The 17,761-nt window shown below is 63.3% G+C and carries 18 protein-coding genes; 11 read left to right on the top strand and 7 right to left on the bottom strand.

What is annotated here, in order from left to right; genetic code table 11:
* The first annotated feature begins 145 nt into the window (after window positions 1-145).
* The 4 genes from ACNFHO_RS17110 to ACNFHO_RS17095 all read left to right on the top strand — a co-directional run bounded on the left by ACNFHO_RS17110 (window position 146) and on the right by ACNFHO_RS17095 (window position 3,808).
* Window positions 146-1,522 carry an L-serine ammonia-lyase gene (locus tag ACNFHO_RS17110; RefSeq protein WP_054895509.1) on the top strand — a complete coding sequence of 459 codons (1,377 nt, stop codon included), beginning with the start codon at window positions 146-148 and terminating at the stop codon, window positions 1,520-1,522.
* Between the two features lie 26 nt (window positions 1,523-1,548).
* Window positions 1,549-2,670, top strand: coding sequence for a glycine cleavage system aminomethyltransferase GcvT (gcvT, locus tag ACNFHO_RS17105; protein ID WP_125930665.1), 1,122 nt, complete (start codon window positions 1,549-1,551; stop codon window positions 2,668-2,670).
* Between the two features lie 344 nt (window positions 2,671-3,014).
* Entirely contained in the window at window positions 3,015-3,227 is a 213-nt protein-coding gene (locus ACNFHO_RS17100; RefSeq protein WP_416766910.1) for a cold-shock protein, read from the top strand.
* A gap of 92 nt (window positions 3,228-3,319) precedes the next feature.
* Complete coding sequence (locus tag ACNFHO_RS17095; protein ID WP_054895507.1) at window positions 3,320-3,808, top strand: RDD family protein; 489 nt, start codon at window positions 3,320-3,322, stop codon at window positions 3,806-3,808.
* Window positions 3,809-3,887: 79 nt separating this feature from the next.
* Here the strand turns inward: ACNFHO_RS17095 and lptG are convergent, their stop codons facing one another.
* Together lptG and lptF are read right to left on the bottom strand one after the other, a co-directional pair.
* A complete protein-coding gene (gene lptG / locus ACNFHO_RS17090; protein WP_054895506.1) occupies window positions 3,888-4,949 on the bottom strand; it encodes an LPS export ABC transporter permease LptG in 1,062 nt (353 codons plus the stop codon).
* Window positions 4,942-6,057 (bottom strand): LPS export ABC transporter permease LptF, encoded by a 1,116-nt coding sequence (gene lptF / locus ACNFHO_RS17085; RefSeq protein ID WP_063543201.1) that lies wholly within the window; start codon window positions 6,055-6,057, stop codon window positions 4,942-4,944. The genes lptG and lptF overlap by 8 nt, the downstream gene beginning before the upstream one ends.
* A 354-nt stretch (window positions 6,058-6,411) precedes the next feature.
* Between lptF and ACNFHO_RS17080 the strand changes: the two genes are divergently transcribed.
* The 5 genes from ACNFHO_RS17080 to rlmF all read left to right on the top strand — a co-directional run bounded on the left by ACNFHO_RS17080 (window position 6,412) and on the right by rlmF (window position 12,936).
* The gene (locus ACNFHO_RS17080) at window positions 6,412-7,905 is read left to right on the top strand and encodes a leucyl aminopeptidase (protein WP_063543199.1); all 1,494 of its coding nucleotides are present in this window, start codon (window positions 6,412-6,414) and stop codon (window positions 7,903-7,905) included.
* A gap of 46 nt (window positions 7,906-7,951) precedes the next feature.
* Window positions 7,952-8,380: a DNA polymerase III subunit chi gene (locus ACNFHO_RS17075; RefSeq protein WP_054895503.1), complete on the top strand. Its 429-nt coding sequence runs from the start codon at window positions 7,952-7,954 to the stop codon at window positions 8,378-8,380.
* A 5-nt stretch (window positions 8,381-8,385) separates the two neighbouring features.
* Entirely contained in the window at window positions 8,386-8,754 is a 369-nt protein-coding gene (locus ACNFHO_RS17070; RefSeq protein ID WP_416766909.1) for a DNA polymerase III subunit chi, read from the top strand.
* Window positions 8,755-8,962: 208 nt separating this feature from the next.
* Window positions 8,963-11,809 carry a valine--tRNA ligase gene (locus ACNFHO_RS17065; RefSeq protein ID WP_416766908.1) on the top strand — a complete coding sequence of 949 codons (2,847 nt, stop codon included), beginning with the start codon at window positions 8,963-8,965 and terminating at the stop codon, window positions 11,807-11,809.
* A gap of 170 nt (window positions 11,810-11,979) precedes the next feature.
* Entirely contained in the window at window positions 11,980-12,936 is a 957-nt protein-coding gene (rlmF, locus tag ACNFHO_RS17060; RefSeq protein WP_063543193.1) for a 23S rRNA (adenine(1618)-N(6))-methyltransferase RlmF, read from the top strand.
* A gap of 50 nt (window positions 12,937-12,986) precedes the next feature.
* Here rlmF and ACNFHO_RS17055 read toward each other — a convergent pair whose 3' ends face one another.
* Window positions 12,987-13,268 (bottom strand): HU family DNA-binding protein, encoded by a 282-nt coding sequence (locus tag ACNFHO_RS17055; protein WP_054894359.1) that lies wholly within the window; start codon window positions 13,266-13,268, stop codon window positions 12,987-12,989.
* A gap of 23 nt (window positions 13,269-13,291) precedes the next feature.
* Entirely contained in the window at window positions 13,292-13,573 is a 282-nt protein-coding gene (locus tag ACNFHO_RS17050; RefSeq protein ID WP_155738192.1) for a hypothetical protein, read from the bottom strand.
* 85 nt (window positions 13,574-13,658) lie between these two features.
* Between ACNFHO_RS17050 and yejK the strand changes: the two genes are divergently transcribed.
* A complete protein-coding gene (gene yejK / locus ACNFHO_RS17045; protein ID WP_063543191.1) occupies window positions 13,659-14,666 on the top strand; it encodes a nucleoid-associated protein YejK in 1,008 nt (335 codons plus the stop codon).
* Here the strand turns inward: yejK and ACNFHO_RS17040 are convergent.
* Window positions 14,647-14,985: a GIY-YIG nuclease family protein gene (locus ACNFHO_RS17040; protein ID WP_054894361.1), complete on the bottom strand. Its 339-nt coding sequence runs from the start codon at window positions 14,983-14,985 to the stop codon at window positions 14,647-14,649. The genes yejK and ACNFHO_RS17040 overlap by 20 nt on opposite strands.
* Window positions 14,986-15,114: 129 nt before the next feature.
* Between ACNFHO_RS17040 and ACNFHO_RS17035 the strand changes: the two genes are divergently transcribed.
* Window positions 15,115-15,891: a hypothetical protein gene (locus ACNFHO_RS17035; RefSeq protein WP_063543189.1), complete on the top strand. Its 777-nt coding sequence runs from the start codon at window positions 15,115-15,117 to the stop codon at window positions 15,889-15,891.
* Between the two features lie 8 nt (window positions 15,892-15,899).
* Here the strand turns inward: ACNFHO_RS17035 and ACNFHO_RS17030 are convergent, their stop codons facing one another.
* Both ACNFHO_RS17030 and ACNFHO_RS17025 read right to left on the bottom strand, forming a co-directional pair.
* The gene (locus ACNFHO_RS17030) at window positions 15,900-16,367 is read right to left on the bottom strand and encodes a nuclear transport factor 2 family protein (RefSeq protein ID WP_063543187.1); all 468 of its coding nucleotides are present in this window, start codon (window positions 16,365-16,367) and stop codon (window positions 15,900-15,902) included.
* A gap of 102 nt (window positions 16,368-16,469) precedes the next feature.
* Window positions 16,470-17,750, bottom strand: a complete 1,281-nt coding sequence (locus ACNFHO_RS17025; RefSeq protein ID WP_125930670.1) for a CynX/NimT family MFS transporter — start codon at window positions 17,748-17,750, stop codon at window positions 16,470-16,472.
* Between the last annotated feature and the right edge of the window lie 11 nt (window positions 17,751-17,761).

Genomic DNA, 17,761 nt, shown 5'->3' with positions numbered 1-17,761 from the left:
GGCCCCGCGCCGGTTTGGTGGGGTTGGGGCGGGGGGGGGGGGGGGCGGGCGCGCTCCGGTGTGGGGCCCCCCCCCCCCGCGGGCGCGCCCCCCCCCGCTCCCACAGGGTTCAGCATCTGCCCAACCCACCTGGCAGGAGGTCATCATGTCTTTGAGCGTCTTCGACCTGTTCAAGATCGGCATCGGCCCCTCCAGTTCGCACACGGTCGGCCCGATGCGTGCCGCCGCGCGCTTCGCCGAGGGCTTGCGCCGCGATGGCCTGCTGGCCAGCACAGCCAGCGTCAAGGCCGAGCTCTACGGCTCGCTCGGTGCGACCGGCAAGGGTCACGGCAGCGACAAGGCTGTGCTCCTGGGGCTCGAGGGGGAACACCCCGACACCGTCGACACCGAATCCATCCCCGAACGCCTGCAGGCAATCCGCGCCAGCGGTCACCTGCACCTGCTTGGCGAACACCGGATCGACTTCGTCGAGAAACAGCACCTGGCGATGATCCGCAAGCCATTGGACTACCACCCCAATGGCATGATCTTCCGTGCCTTCGATGCTGCCGGGCTGCAGATCCGCAGCCGCGAGTACTACTCGGTGGGCGGCGGCTTCGTCGTCGACCAGGACGCAGCCGGCCAGGACCGCATCGTCGAAGACAACACCGCCCTGCCTTACCCCTTCACGACGGCCAGGCAACTGCTCGGCCATTGCGTCGAGCAGCACCTGTCGTTCAGCCAGGTGATGCTCGCCAACGAAGCGGCCTGGCGCCCCGAACAGGAAACCCGAGCCGGCCTGCTGCGCATCTGGCAGGTCATGCAGGATTGCGTCGAAGCGGGCTGTCGCCACGAGGGCATCCTGCCGGGCGGCCTCAAGGTCAAGCGCCGCGCCCCTGCCTTGCACCGCCAGCTCAGCCGACACCCGGAAGCCAGCCTGCGCGATGCGCTGTCGGTACTCGATTGGGTCAACCTCTACGCCCTGGCGGTCAACGAGGAAAACGCCTATGGCGGACGCGTCGTCACCGCCCCGACCAACGGCGCGGCGGGTATCGTCCCGGCGGTGCTGCACTACTACATGCGTTTCGTTCCCGGCGCCAGCGAAGACGGCGTGGTGCGTTTTCTGCTCACCGCGGCCGCCATCGGCATCCTCTACAAGGAGAACGCCTCGATTTCCGGCGCCGAGGTCGGCTGCCAGGGCGAAGTGGGGGTGGCGTGCTCGATGGCGGCGGGCGCCCTCTGCGAAGTCATGGGCGGCACCCCGCAACAGGTGGAGAACGCCGCCGAGATCGGCATGGAACACAACCTGGGCCTGACCTGCGACCCGATCGGTGGGCTGGTCCAGGTGCCCTGCATCGAGCGCAACGCCATGGGCTCGGTCAAGGCGATCAACGCCGTGCGCATGGCCCTGCGCGGCGACGGGCAGCACTTCGTCTCGCTCGACAAGGTCATCCGCACCATGCGCCAGACCGGCGCCGACATGAAAAGCAAGTACAAGGAGACCGCCCGCGGCGGTCTGGCCGTCAACATCATCGAATGTTGACCCGAACAAAAACCAAGGAGTTACCGATGTCCGATACGTTGCTCAAGACCCCGCTGCACGCCCTTCACCTGGAGCTGGGCGCGCGCATGGTGCCGTTCGCAGGCTTCGACATGCCCGTGCAGTATCCGTTGGGGGTGCTCAAGGAACACCTGCATACCCGCGAGCAGGCCGGTCTGTTCGATGTGTCGCACATGGGCCAGATCGTGCTGCGTGGCAGCGACGCGGCCAAGGCTTTGGAAAGCCTGGTGCCAGTAGACATCATCGACCTGCCGGTGGGCATGCAGCGCTACGCCATGTTCACCAATGAGCAAGGAGGCATCCTCGACGACCTGATGGTGGCCAACCTGGGCGACGACACACTGTTCCTGGTGGTCAATGCCGCCTGCAAGGATCAGGACCTGGCTCACCTGCAAAAGCACATCGGCCAGCGCTGCGAGATCCAGCCTTTGTTCGAGGAGCGCGCCCTGCTCGCCTTGCAGGGCCCGGCTGCGGTCAAGGTGCTGGAGCGCCTGGCGCCGGAAGTGGCCGGCATGACCTTCATGCAGTTCCGCCCACTGCAGTTGCTGGGGGAGGACTGCTTCGTCAGCCGCTCGGGCTACACCGGCGAGGACGGCTACGAAATCTCGGTACCGGCCACTGCTGCCGAAGCCCTGGCTCGACGCCTGCTGGCCGAGCCTGAGGTGCAGCCGATCGGCCTGGGTGCCCGCGACTCGCTGCGCCTGGAAGCCGGCCTGTGCCTGTACGGCCACGACATGGACACCGAGACTACGCCGATCGAGGCCAGCCTGTTGTGGGCGATCTCCAAGGTTCGTCGCGCCGACGGAGCACGGGCCGGTGGTTTCCCGGGCGCCACCCGCGTATTTGCCCAACAGCAGCAGGGCGTGAGCCGCAAACGCGTGGGCCTGCTGCCACAGGAACGCACGCCGGTTCGCGAGGGCGCCGAGATTGTCGATGCGCACGGCACGCCGGTCGGCAAGGTGTGCAGCGGTGGTTTCGGCCCGACCCTCGGCGCCCCCGTGGCAATGGGGTATGTCGATAACGAACATGCCGCGCTGGAAACGCCGTTGTTTGCGGTCGTGCGCGGCAAACAAGTTGCCCTGAAAGTCAGCAAAATGCCTTTCGTGGCGCAACGTTACTACCGAGGTTGAAAGCAATCTCACAACAGCGCGCTTATTCGATTACGAACCTGCGCAATAACTTTTGAACATGGCGCCAGGCCAGGCGCCATGCCGTTTCCGACAATTTTGTCGGTAATCGGCAAAAGCCTTGATCCCTGCGCCGTGCGGGGCTTGTTTTTGTCGCTGGAGTTGGCGTAGAGTCTTCTCACTGTGTTTGCATGGGTCGCAACAGTTCGTGACCTGGGCCAGTAGCCGCAATTTGCTACAACCCGTTCGACGTCTCTTACTTTCCTGCAACCCAGCCCAGTACTCTTTCGCCGTGTAATGCGAAAGAAACTGAAATCACTATCTAAAGATTCATAGGAAATAAGAAAATGGCTGAGCGTCAGAACGGTACCGTCAAGTGGTTCAATGACGAGAAAGGTTACGGCTTCATCACCCCAGAGAGCGGTCCGGATCTGTTCGTTCACTTCCGCGCCATCCAAGGCAACGGCTTCAAGAGCCTGAAAGAAGGCCAGAAAGTCACCTTCGTTGCAGTGCAGGGCCAGAAAGGCATGCAGGCTGACGAAGTAAAAGCAGAAGGCTGATTTCTGTGAAAAAGCCCCTGCGTTGACGCGCAGGGGCTTTTTTGTGCCTGCAATTTCATAGAATGAGGACTTTCCACCCGGAGCCCTCCTGCATGTCCAAGCGTTCTCTCACCCCCCAGGGCGATTTTCCGCCCGCAGGCCTGGGGCGCCGTCTGGCGGCAATGTTCTATGACTTCCTCCTGTGCACCGCCCTGCTGATCGTCACGGCAGGTGTCTACAAGTTGGTGCAGATGTCGATCATCGGCGAGGCCCGCATGCGTGAGCTGACCGATGCCGGCGCGCTCGATGGCGATCCGCTGTTGTCCACCGTCCTGTTGTTTGCCCTGTTCGGCTTCTTCGCCAAGTTCTGGACCCACGGCGGCCAGACCCTGGGCATGCAGGTGTGGGGCGTGCGTGTACAGAATGCCGACGGCAGCGCGATCAGTTTGTGGCAGGCGCTGTTGCGCTTCGTGGTGTCTATTGCTTCGTGGTTGTGCCTGGGGCTGGGGTTCATCTGGTCGTTGATCGACAAGCGCAAGCGCAGCTGGCATGACATCTACTCGGAAACCCAGTTGGTGCGGATTCCGAAGCAGAAGAAATGACCCTGGACTGCGATAAAGCCAACTTCGAGCCACAAAAAAGCCGACCCTGGGGTCGGCTGTCTCATTCACGCCTGGCTCATCAGCCTGCCCGACGCAACAACCACACACCGGCCAGTGCGCAGATCCCGGCTGGAATCACCACCGCCAACAGCGGCGGGAAACCGAACACCTGGCTCGACGGCCCCAGCAGGTCCTGGGCGATGCGGAACACGAAGCCCACCAGCACGCCGGTAAACACGCGCTGACCCAGGGTCACCGAGCGCAGCGGACCGAAGATGAAGGAAATCGCCATCAGTACCAGTGCAGCGGTCACCGCGGGTTGCAGGATCTTGGTCCAGAACGCCAGCCAGTAACGGGCGTTGTTCAAACCCTGGTCGGCCAGGTAGTGGATGTATTCCCACAACCCGGTGATCGACAACGACTCGGGAGGCAGCACCACGGTATTGAGCAATTCCGGCGTCACCGACACGTCCCAGATTTCTTCCGGTGCCTGCACCACTTCGGTGTGGTCGCCACGGAAGAACGTGGTGCTGACGTCGTGCAGCACCCAGCGCTGATCCTGGTACAGCGCGCGGCGGGCGAAGCTGGAAGCGACGATCTTGCGTTGTTCGTCGAAACGGTAGCGGGTCACACCGAGCAGCAAGCCGTTGGGCTGTACCGAGTTGATGTGCACGAACTCTTCGCCCTGGCGGTGCCACATGCCGCGCTTGGAGCTTTGCGCCTCACCACCGCCCTGCGCCAGCGAGCGCTCGGCCTGGGCCTTGTTCTCGGTGACCGGTGCAACGTATTCGCCAATCAGCAGACCGACCAGCATCAGCACCAGCATCGGCTTCATCACTGCCCAGACGATACGACCGATGGACACGCCCGCAGCACGCATGATGGTCAGCTCGCTGCTGCTGGCCAGGCTGCCCAGGCCGATCAGGCAGCCGATCAGCGCAGCCATCGGCAGCATGTCATACAGCCGACGCGGCGCGGTGAGCAGCACGTAGCTGCCGGCGTCGAGCAGGGTATAGGTATCGCTCAAATCGCCCATCTCGTCGATGAAGGCGAACAGCGAGGCCAGGCCGAGGATGATCCCCAGCACGGCCAGGATGGCCAGCAGTACGCTCTGGCCGATATAGCGGTCGATCTTAACCATGGGCCACCCCCGCACGGCGCGCGGCCATCTTCAGGCGCAGCGGCTCCCAGTACATCAGCGCCAGGCCGATGAGCAGGAACAACGCGTGCACCCACCAGATGCCCAGGGAGATCGGCAACTTGCCCTTCTCGAGGGCGCCGCGAACGGAAATCAGCATCGTCAGGTAGGCCATGTACAGGAGGATCGCCGGCAGCAACTTGAGGAAGCGGCCCTGGCGCGGGTTGACCTTGGCCAGCGGCACGGCCAGCAGGGTCACGATGAATACCAGCAGCGGCAGCGACAGGCGCCATTGCAGTTCGGCGCGCTCACGCAGGCCGTCATGCCCGAACAGGTCGGTGGTCGGGATGGCTTCACGCTCGGTGACTTCCTCGCTGACCTCAGGCTTGGGCAGCAGCACACCGTAGGTGTCGTACTTGATCGCCCGATAGTCGGCCTGGCCGGGGTTGCCGTCGTAACGGTAACCGTTTTCCAGGATCAGGTAGCGGTTGCCATCAGGCTGCACCTCCTGATGGCCTTTTTCCGCCACCAGCACCGACGGTGCGCGGTCCTTGGTCTTGTCCTGGTTGAAGCGCTTCTCGGAAATGAACACCCCGCCCAGGTTGACGCGGTCGTCGGACATCCGCTCGGTGTAGGTGACACGCGTGCCGTCGCGCAGGGTCTGGAAACGACCCGGCACGAGCGTATCGAACTCGGTCAGGGCATCCTGCTGGGCGATGATCTTCTGCACCTGGGCCACACCTTGGGGGGCCAGGCTCAAGCTCAGCCAGGCAACCACCAGCGCAACCAGCGCAGCCGGCGCCAGCGTCAGCGTCAGCAGACGCTGCTGACTCATGCCGGTGGCCGAGAGCACGGTCATCTCGCTTTCGAGATACAGCCGCCCGTAGGCCAGCAGGATGCCGAGGAACAGGCCCAGCGGCAAGATCAGTTGCAGGAAGCCTGGCAGACGGAAGCCCATGATCAGGAACAGCACGCCCGGGTCGAGCGCACCCTGGGCCGCCTGGGCCAGGTATTTGATGAAGCGCCCGCTCATGATGATCACCAACAGCACTGCGCTGACGGCGCTCAAGGTCACCAGGACCTCGCGGGACAGATAACGAAAGACGATCAAACCAGACACTCCTGGGTTGTCAGGGGCGGATTGCCAGACAATGACTGAGTAAAGCCAAGACCTATGCCGGTTCGCCTCAAGCGAACCTCCATGTAAAAGTGCGCGCATTATCCTGTGATTGGGCGCGCCTGTCACTTGGCGGCGCATGACAGCGGACGTCATGACCGTAAAAGTGCGACAAAGCCCCGCCATTGAAGCAGGCGCTGCCCTGCAAAAGCATAGACCGGGGTTGTCAGCAAGGCGGCGGCAGGCTCAAACTGGCCGCTTTTCAACTGGCACGCAAGCACGCGGCCAGGCCTGTCGCACTGACCCTGCGGCAGTGGCCAACAACAGAGATCATTCGGGGAACCTGACATGGAACTGGTTGTAAAGACCGTAGCCGCAGCATCCGTGAAAACCGCCACCCTGGTCGTGCCGGTCGGCGAAGGCCGCAAGCTTGGCACCGTGGCCAAGGCCGTTGATCAGGCGACCGATGGCGCCATCAGCGCCATCCTCAAGCGCGGCGACCTGGCCGGCAAGCCGGGCCAGACCCTGCTGCTGCAGAGCCTGCCGGGCCTCAAGGCCGAGCGCGTACTGCTGGTTGGCAGCGGCAAGGATGAAGCCCTGGGCGATCGTGCCTGGCGCAAGCTGATCGCCAGCGTTGCCGGGGTGCTGCGCAACCTGGCAGGCGGTGACGCCGTGCTGGCGCTGGACGACATCGCAGTAGCCAACCGCGACGGTCATTACGGCAAATATCGCCTGCTGGCCGAAACCCTGCTCGACGGCAGCTACGTGTTCGACCGTTTCAAGAGCCAGAAGGCCGAACCGCGTGCCCTGAAGAAAGTCACCCTGCTCGCCGACAAGGCCGGCCAGGCTGACGTCGAGCGTGCGGTCAAGCATGCCACCGCCATCACCACCGGCATGAGCCTGACCCGCGACCTGGGCAACCTGCCGCCGAACATCTGTCACCCGAGCTTCCTCGCCGAGCAGGCCAAGGAACTGGGCAAGGCGCACAAGGGCCTCAAGGTCGAAGTACTCGACGAGAAGAAGATCAAGGACCTGGGCATGGGCGCGTTCTACGCCGTAGGCCAGGGCAGCGACCAGCCGCCACGCCTGATCGTCATGCAATACCAAGGCGCCAAGAAGACCGACAAGCCGTTCGTGCTGGTCGGCAAGGGCATCACCTTCGATACCGGCGGCATCAGCCTCAAACCCGGTGCCGGCATGGATGAAATGAAGTACGACATGGGCGGCGCTGCCAGCGTGTTCGGCACCCTGCGTGCGGTGCTCGAGCTGCAGTTGCCGATCAACCTGGTGTGCCTGCTGGCCTGCGCCGAGAACATGCCCAGCGGCGGCGCAACCCGCCCGGGCGACATCGTCACCACCATGAGCGGGCAGACCGTCGAGATCCTCAACACCGACGCCGAAGGCCGCCTGGTGCTGTGCGACACGCTGACCTATGCCGAGCGCTTCAAACCGCAGGCGGTGATCGACATCGCCACCCTCACCGGCGCCTGCATCGTCGCCCTGGGCAGCCACACCTCGGGCCTGATGGGCAACAGCGACGACCTGGTCGGCCAGTTGCTCGACGCTGGCAAGCGTGCCGACGACCGCGCCTGGCAACTGCCGCTGTTCGACGAGTACCAGGAACAACTGGACAGCCCGTTCGCCGACATCGCCAACATCGGCGGCCCTAAAGCCGGCACCATCACCGCGGGCTGCTTCCTGTCGCGCTTCACCAAGAACTACAGCTGGGCGCACCTGGACATCGCCGGTACAGCATGGGTCAGCGGTGGCAAGGACAAGGGTGCCACCGGCCGTCCTGTTCCGCTGCTGACCCAGTACCTGCTGGATCGCGCGGGCGTCTGACACACCAGTGCCGGCGCCCGAGTGGCGCCGGCCGGGCTGAACGAACATGAGCAAAGTCGATTTCTACATCCTGCCCACCGACTCGCTGTCGGCGCGGCTGGATTTCGCCTGCAAGCTGTGCGAAAAGGCCTGGCGCCTCGGCCACCGGGTCTACCTGCATTGCCAGGACGACGAACAGCGAAACGCCCTGGATGAACGCCTGTGGCATTTCAAGGGCGAGGCTTTCGTGCCCCATGACTTGGCCGAGCAACACGCCGATGCCAGGGTCGCATTGGGCCTGGGCGACACTGCTGGCGAGCACCGCGACCTGCTGATCAACCTGGGCGGTGATGTGCCAGGGTTCGTCGGCCAGTTCGAGCGGGTCGCCGAGATCGTTGTCGAAGAGGCCTCCATTCGCCAGTTGGCCCGCGAGCGATTCCGTTTCTACCGCGAACAGGGCTATGCTCTGCAAGACCACCGCTTACAGCGACTTTGACGACGATGGACAAACCCTCCTCACTGACACAATCCGCCCACCTGCTCGACGATCTCGAGTCGATCCGCCAGTTGCTTGGCGACGCCGACCTGCAGCCGCCGCTGCTGACCGAAACGGTCGAGCAGATTCCCCTGCTGCTCGATGAGCCGGCCGGCAACGCGACAACCGCCGTCGAACCTGCCCAGGCCAGCACGCCGGAAGAAGATGTCCAGACTCGCCGCCAGGACACCCTGCTGCACCTGGACACCGAACTGCGCGCTGCGGCGCAATCGATCATGCAAGATGTGATCAACGACTTCGTTCCGCACATCGAGACCGAGGTCAAGCGTCGCCTCGAGGCGCGGATGGAGCGGTTGATCAAGCGTTCCGAGTAACACTCGCCTTTTGCGGCGTCCTTTTCGCGGGCAAGCCCGCTCCCACAGGCACACCACAGCCTCGAGAACTGTGGTGTGCCTGTGGGAGCGGGCTTGCACGCGAAAAGCACACCATCGTCGTGCAATATAACGATCCCATGTCCCCTGCGCCCTGCCCGTTGTATACTCTTCGGCTTTTCCGTATTTATGCCTAAGGGTCCCGCCGCGCATGGATAAGACCTACCAGCCGCACGCCATCGAAACTTCCTGGTACAACACCTGGGAGTCCGAGAACTATTTCGCCCCGCAAGGTGCAGGCGAGTCCTACACCATCATGATCCCACCGCCGAACGTGACCGGCAGCCTGCACATGGGTCATGGGTTCAACAACGCGATCATGGACGCCCTGATCCGCTTCCGCCGCATGCAGGGGCGCGACACCCTGTGGCAGCCGGGTACCGACCACGCCGGCATCGCCACGCAGATGCTGGTGGAGCGCCAGCTCGAGGCGAAAGGCCAGAACCGCCACGACCTGGGCCGCGAAAAGTTCCTGGAGAAGGTCTGGGAGTGGAAGGATCAGTCCGGTGGCAACATCAGCCGCCAGATCCGTCGCCTGGGTTCGTCGGTCGACTGGAGCCGCGAACGCTTCACCATGGATGACGGCCTGTCCGAAGCCGTCAAGGAAGCCTTCGTGCGCCTGCATGAGGACGGCCTGATCTATCGCGGCAAGCGTCTGGTCAACTGGGACACCAAGCTGCACACCGCGATTTCCGACCTCGAAGTGGAAAACCACGACGAGAAAGGCCACCTGTGGAACCTGCGCTACCCGTTGGCCGATGGCGCCACCACGGCCGAAGGCAAGGACCACCTGGTCGTCGCCACCACCCGCCCGGAAACCCTGCTCGGTGACGTCGCCGTTGCCGTCAACCCGACCGACGAACGCTACCAGGCGCTGATCGGCAAGTTCGTCGAGCTGCCGCTGGTCGGACGCCGCATCCCGATCATCGCCGACGACTACTGCGATCCCGAGTTCGGTACCGGCTGCGTGAAAATCACCCCGGCCCACGACTTCAACGACTATGAAGTCGGCAAGCGCCACAACCTGCCGCTGCTGAACATCTTCGACAAGAACGCCACCGTGCTTTCCGCGGTCCAGGCCTTCAACCTCGATGGCAGCGTCAACGAAAACCTCGACACCTCGCTGCCTGCGCAGTACGCCGGCCTCGACCGCTTCGTGGCGCGCAAGCAAATGGTTGCCGACCTGGACGCGCAGGGGCTGCTGGTCAGCGTCGATGACCACGCCCTGAAAGTGCCGAAAGGCGACCGCTCGGGTACCGTCATCGAGCCGTGGCTGACCGACCAGTGGTACGTCTCCACCAAGCCGCTGGCCGAGCCAGCCATCGCCGCCGTGGAAGACGGTCGCATCCAGTTCGTGCCGAAACAGTACGAGAACATGTACTTCTCCTGGATGCGCGACATCCAGGACTGGTGCATCAGCCGCCAGCTGTGGTGGGGCCACCGCATCCCGGCGTGGTACGACGAGGCCGGCCAGGTCTATGTCGGCCGCAACGAGGAAGAAGTGCGGACCAAGCACGGCCTGGGCAGCGATGTGGTCCTGCGCCAGGACGACGACGTGCTCGACACCTGGTTCAGCTCGGGCCTGTGGACTTTCTCCACGCTCGGCTGGCCGGAACAGACCGAGTTCCTGAAGAAATTCCACTCCACCGACGTACTGGTCACGGGCTTCGACATCATCTTCTTCTGGGTCGCCCGGATGATCATGCTGACCATGCACCTGATCAAGAACGAGGATGGCACCCCGCAGGTCCCGTTCAAGACCGTGTACGTGCATGGCCTGGTGCGCGATGGCCAAGGCCAGAAGATGTCCAAGTCCAAGGGCAACGTGCTCGACCCGCTGGACATCGTCGACGGCATCACGCTCGAAGCGCTGCTGGAAAAACGTACCAGCGGCCTGATGCAGCCCAAGCTCGCCGAGAAGATCGCCAAGCAGACCAAGGCCGAATTCCCCGAGGGTATCGCCAGCTACGGCACCGATGCCCTGCGCTTCACCTTCTGCTCGCTGGCTTCCACCGGCCGTGACATCAAGTTCGACATGGGCCGCGTCGAAGGCTACCGCAACTTCTGCAACAAGATCTGGAACGCTGCCCGCTACGTGCTGGACAAGGGCGAGGACTGCGGCCAGAACGGCGAGGCCTACGAGTTGTCGCTGGCCGATCGCTGGATCATCTCGCAACTGCAACGCACCGAAGCGGAAGTGACCCGCCAGCTCGAACAGTTCCGCTTCGACCTGGCCAGCCAGGCGTTGTACGAGTTCGTCTGGAACCAGTACTGCGACTGGTACCTGGAGCTGTCCAAGCCGGTACTGTGGGATGAAAATGCGCCCATCGAGCGCGCCCGCGGTACTCGCCGTACCCTGGTCCGCGTGCTGGAAGTGGTACTGCGCCTGGCGCATCCGTTCATGCCGTTCATCACCGAGGAGATCTGGCAGCGCATCGCGCCGCTGGCGGGCGTTCAGGGCAAGACCATCATGCTGCAGCCTTGGCCGGTAGCCAATGAGAGCCGCATCGATGCCGGCGCCGAAGGCGACATCGAATGGCTCAAGGAGCTGATGGTCGGCCTGCGCAACATCCGCGCCGAGATGAACATCGGTCCGGGCAAGCCCCTGCCGCTGTTCCTGAAGAACGCCAATGCCGACGACCAGCGTCGCCTGCAGGAAAACGAAGCGCTGCTCAAGAAGCTGGCCAAGGTCGAGACCTTCACGGTACTCGGCGAGCAGGACGAAGCGCCGCTGTCGGCCACCGCACTGGTAGGCGATCTGCAGGTACTGGTACCGATGGCCGGCCTGATCGACAAGGACGCTGAGCTTGCACGCCTGAACAAGGAAATCCAGCGCCTGCAGGGTGAGGTCCAGCGTGTAGGCGGCAAGCTGTCCAACGCCGCCTTCGTCGACAAGGCACCGCCTGCGGTGATCGAGAAGGAACGTGCCAAACTGGCCGAGTCCGAACAGGCCCTGGCCAACTTCACCGAGCAGCATGCGCGGATTGCAGCGCTGTAACCTGACATTGCTGAACTGACCGGCGAGGGCTTCGCCCTCGTTCGCGGCCAAGGCCGCTCCCACAGGAATGGGCTGTCTTCAAAGAGCCCTACTATCCTGTGGGAGCGGCCTTGGCCGCGAATGGGCCGCCGTGCGGCCTCTGGCCAGTGCAAGCGACACCGGACACGAGCATGACCCAGAACAAACCCACCCTGCATCCGCGCAATCGCCACCAGGGCCGCTACGACTTCCCCAGCCTGATCAAGGCCCATCCTGACCTGGCCCGGTTCACCATCACCAACCCCCACGGCAAACCGAGCATCGACTTCGCCAACCCCGAGGCCGTGCGCGTGTTCAACCGTGCCTTGCTAAAGGCCCAGTACGGCATCCAGCACTGGGACATCCCCGCGGACTACCTGTGCCCGCCGATCCCAGGACGCGCCGACTACATCCACGTGCTCGCCGACCTGCTGGCCGAAGACAACGGCGGGCAGGTCCCACGCGGCGCCCAGGTGCGCGCGCTGGACGTCGGCGTCGGCGCCAACTGCATCTACCCGCTGCTCGGCCATAGCGACTACCGCTGGCGCTTTCTCGGCTCGGATATCGACGCCACGGCGCTGGCCTCGGCCAAGGCGATCGTCCAGGCCAATGGCCTGAACAAGGCCATCACCCTGCGCCAGCAGGCCAACCGCAAGCACATCCTCAGCGGTCTGCTGCAGGACGACGAGCGCTTCGACCTGACCCTGTGCAACCCGCCCTTCCACGGCTCGCGCGAGGAAGCCACCCGTGGCAGCCAGCGCAAATGGAAGAATCTGGGCAAGCAGGATCCCACCCGCAAGTTGCCAGTGCTGAACTTCGGCGGGCAGAACAACGAGCTGTGGTGCGAGGGGGGCGAGATCCGCTTCGTCACCCAACTGGTGAACGAAAGTGCGCAGTATGGCGAGCGGGTGCTGTGGTTCACCAGCCTGGTGTCCAAGGTCAGCAACCTGCCGGGGATCGAAGCGGCGCTCAAGAAAGCGGGCGTGAAAGCCCAGCGCGTCGTAGAGATGGGCCAGGGCCAGAAACAGAGCCGCATGGTGGCCTGGAGCTTCCAGGACGACGCCATGCGCAGCGCCTGGCATGCCGCGCGAGGCAAGGCACAGGCGTGAAAAAACCGCGCCCGGACAAGCCGGGCGCGGTTTCAATGAAGCATCGACAATTACTTGTTGATGGCGTCGTTCAGGACCTTGGCTGGTACGAACTTGACGACTTTCTTGGCAGCGATTTCGATGGCAGCGCCAGTCGAAGGGTTACGGCCAGTGCGGGCAGGACGCTCGGAGACTTTCAGCTTGCCGATGCCTGGCAGGGTGATTTCAGCGCCGTTTTCCAGTTGGTCAGCGACGATCTGGCCCAGTTGCTCCAGAGCGTTGCGCGCGGTGGTTTTCGGTGCGTCGATGGCTTCGGCGATGTCGGCAATCAGTTGGTCTTTGGTCAATGCCATGGTGGTGTTCCTTCCCTATCAAATCAGAGGTATGCAGCGTGCTTCATCGTTATCGGGCCTGCACGGAAGGTCCGGCGAGCCTCGCCAATCGCGTATGTAGATACGAAAATCAGCGTTTGGTTCGACACGACGCAAGCGAGCTGCCAGCAATGCGCCACCCCAAGGGGCGCAAGACGGCGCAAAGCTAACACAGGAACCAGGAAATATCCGCTGTCGACCGTGATTTTATTGAGGTTTTTCGGGGGTTTGCCCGAAAAGCGCAGATTTTTGAACAAAAAACGAACAACTGGCATTTCCGCCAACATCTGGCCACTGCATCACCCCTGCCCTGCGGTAAACTGAGCCACTTTGCAGCGCGGTATCGCACCGCCCATCCTTTCAGAGAATTCCATGCCAATCCGTCATTGCATCGTTCACCTGATCGACAAGAAGCCCGACGGCAGCCCCGCCGTGCTCCATGCGCGAGACACCGAACTGGCGGCGTCGGACGCCATCGAGAACCTCCTGGCCGACCTCAACGACAGCTATAACGCCAAACAGGGCAAGGCCTGGGGCTTCTTCCACGGAGAATCCGGCGCCTACCCGCTCAGTGGCTGGCTCAAGCAGTACCAAGAAGAGGAAAAGGACTTCACCACCTTCAGCCGCATCGCAGTCGAGCACCTGCAGAAGCTGATGGAAGAGTCGAACCTGTCCACAGGCGGTCATGTGCTGTTCGCCCATTATCAGCAAGGCATGACCGAGTATCTGGTCATCGCCCTGCTGCACCACAGCGAAGGTGTGGCGGTGAACGCCGAACTCGACGTCACCCCGTCACGCCACCTGGACTTGGGGCAACTGCACCTGGCCGCGCGAATCAACCTGTCCGAGTGGAAGAACAATCAGCACTCGAAGCAGTACATTTCCTTCATCAAGGGCAAGAACGGCAAGAAGGTGTCGGACTACTTCCGCGATTTCATCGGCTGTCAGGAAGGTGTCGACGGCCCTGGTGAAACCCGAACCCTGCTCAAGGCGTTCAGCGACTTCGTCGAGAGCGAGGATCTGCCCGAGGAAGCAGCGCGCGAGAAGACCCAGACCCTGGTTGACTATGCCACCAGCCAGACCAAGCAGGGCGAGCCGATCACCCTGGAGGAACTGTCGAGCCTGATCGACGAAGACCGCCCCAAGGCGTTCTTCGACCACATCCGCAACAAGGACTATGGCCTGTCGCCGGAAATTCCTGCGGACAAACGCACCCTGAACCAGTTCCGCCGTTTCACTGGACGTGCCGAGGGTCTGTCGATCAGCTTCGAGGCCCACCTGCTGGGCTCGAAGATCGAGTATGACGAAGAAGCCGGAACCCTTGTGATCAAGGGCCTTCCGACACAACTGATCGATCAGCTCAAGCGCCGCAAGGACTGAGTTCGACCGTCGCCCCACCCTGCGCGAAGGAGGCGACCAGCGCCTCCTTCGCCGATTTGCGCAGCTTTTTCACCAGCCGCTCCTGGCGCAGGGCTTCGCCTTTGTCCGGCCACTGCTCGACATAGACCAACGCCTGCGCCGGGCTGGTCTTGAAATAACGCGCGCCCTGCCCTTTCTGATGCTTCTGGAAGCGTCGCTGCGGATCGTCACTGATGCCGCAATACAGCGAGCCATTGGCCGCCCGCACGAGGTACACGTACCAGGGCTTGGCCTCCCGTTCGGGAATATCTTCACTCGCCACAGGGATCCTGAGTGTCATTAGTTTGGAGAGCCCATCCATATCCAGGGCTCTACCATGTTGAAAAAATGTTCCCGGCTACTAGCCACAGTTGCGCTGCTAACGCCATTCCTGGCCCAGGCGTCCCTCGGCGAGCGAACCGCTGCGCAGATGCAGGAAAACTATGATGCTGCACCGGTTGACTGTGGGGGTTCGGCCATTCCGGCCCACGGTTGTTCGGGCGTACTGATCCGCGCGACCAAACCATCCCCCAAGTATCACACCTGGCATCATAGCCCGAACAACAAGGAAAAAGGCGGCGTCTCGTTCTCCTACCTGCGCACCGACCTGCCAATCACAAGCCTGGCTGCCGATGCCCGCAGCGGCTTTACCCTGTACCCGCGCATGCAGCGCCCGGCAGGGTCGATCAGCTATCAGGTGCTGTGCGCCTGGCCAACCGATGGCGATACCTGGACGCGCGAACAACAAGGGTGTGGCAACAACAGCCAAACCACCTCGACCGAGCGCCTGTGCCATGAGCAAGGCATCACGACCGCTCACGCCTGGATCGACGAGTTCCGCCGCTCCGGGGACTACAAGCGCCAATGCGCATTCGATGTGCGTGACACCCGCAAGAGCGAGCGCGCCGACGCCTTCTACCAGAGCCTGACGGCACAGCGAATGTTCGCCTCCGAACTACCATTCCCTTGGAATGAAGTCATCGTTCAAGCCTGGGAAGAGGACCAATCCCACAGACTGCCGATCCAGTCGTTCTTCCACATCGAAGGCATGTGGGGGGCGCTCGAGCAAGCACAGGCGGACCAGAAGGACTGGTACGAGACCTACGGCGCCTACATCCCGATCATCCGCATCCGCATGCCGCAAGAGGCCCATGACAAGGCCACCTTCAGCTATCACAGTAACGAACAGGCGGTTCCCACGTCCTGAAAAAGCGATCAGCGCGCCTGGAATGCCCGCAGGCCTTTGGTGGCCTGCTGGCGGACCTTGTTTCTTACCAGAGGGCTCCACCCCAGTAACAAGCCGGGCGTACCCAGGGCTTGGCGCGACCAACGCCACAGGTCGAAACTGTCGTCATGCTGACAGATCAAGCCGTCACGGAACACGAAACGAGCCTGGATATCATTGACCACGGTACGGCCGGTCTGGCTGAACAGGTAGGTGGCGACCCAATGGGCACTGCCACCCCGCGCATCCGCGCGCACGCTGTCGAAGGTCAGGGAGAAGTCCTTGGCGCGGGTGGTCAGCATCCGCCACATGTCACCCACGTCCTGGCCGCGCAAGGTACCGAATGCCGGATCGCTGAAAACGATGTCATCGCTGTAGCAGGCCACCATGGCCTCGGCGTCCAGGCGCTGGAAGGCCTGATAAAAACGGGTGATCAGGGCGCTGTTGGCGTCGCTCATGGGGCAGGTCCGTCCAGGGAATCGAGAGCTGCACGATAATCCGCGCCACGCCTTCGCGCCATGGTCATTTGCGCCATGAATGCATCCAGCGTCGCACCGGTTTCACACCCGCTCGCTGACGACCTGCACATGCAGCGCCCGCCCGGCCCCCAGACCGAAGACGATCGCCCCCAGCCCCAGCACCGCGAAGATCCAACCGACCGCTGCCCAGCCACCGGTGAGGTCATGTACCAGTCCGACCGCGAACGGGCCCATCGAAGCTAGCGTGTAACCGACGCCCTGGGCCATGCTCGACAAGTTCGCCGCCACGTGCGAATCCTTCGAACGCAGCACGATCAGGGTCAAGGCCAGGGCGAAAGTACCGCCTTGCCCCAGCCCCAGCAGCACCGCCCAGCCCCACAGCCCCGAGATCGGCGCATACAGGCATCCGAACAAGCCGCCGAGGGTGACCAGCATCACCACCACGATCGCCAGCCGCTGATCCTTGCCGCGGGTCGCCAGCCAGGGCGCACTGAGCGAGCTGATCAACTGCACCAGCACCGACCCCGAAAGCACCAGACCGGCTTGCGTGGGGCTCAGGCCACGACCGATGAGAATCGACGGCAGCCAGCCGAACACGATGTAGGCCAGCGAGGACTGCAGCCCCATGTACAGCGTCACTTGCCAGGCCAGCCGATCGCGCCACAGCCCCCGCACCCGATAGGCCACCTGGTGCGCGCCATGCCCTTGGCGCGCCTGGGGCGCCCACACCAGCATCGCCAGCAGCGCGGGCAACAGCCAGAAGCCCAGCCCCATGGCCCAACTGTCGCCGAAGTACTGGCTCAAGGGCACGGTGCTGCCCGCGGCCATCGCTGCGCCGAGGCACAGGGCCATCGTGTAGACGCCAGTCAGGGTGCCGGCATGAGCGGGGAAATCACGCTTGACGATGCCCGGTAGCAGCACGCCGATGATGCCGATGCTGGCACCAGCGATCAGGCTGCCGACGAATACCCCGGTCGCACCGAGTGCACTGCGCAGCAGGATCCCCAGCGCCAGGGTCAGGAGGATGCCCAGAATCACCCGCTCGCTGCCAAAACGACGCGCCAGGATCGGCGCCAGCGGCGCGAACAGGCCCAGGCACAGGACTGGCAAGGTCGTCAGTAAACCTGCCGCGGAAGCATTGAGCCCCAGCCCCTCGGACACCTGGCCCAGCACCGGCGCCATGCTCGACAGCGCCGGGCGCAGGTTCAACGCGACCAGTACCAACCCCAGCAACAGCAACCAAGGTCGGCGCAGCACCACGGGCTGCTGCTGGACCTGTTCGTCGTCAGCCTCGGCATCGATCAGCAGCTCATCGAGTTCAGGGTCGTGCTTGGAGTGGTTGTACGTCAGTTGTTCAGGCATGGGGCACTCGG

This window comes from Pseudomonas sp. NY15374, from assembly GCF_048068255.1.
GTDB classification, from domain to species: domain Bacteria; phylum Pseudomonadota; class Gammaproteobacteria; order Pseudomonadales; family Pseudomonadaceae; genus Aquipseudomonas; species Aquipseudomonas machongensis.
This window is presented reverse-complemented; position numbering and strand designations above follow the sequence as displayed.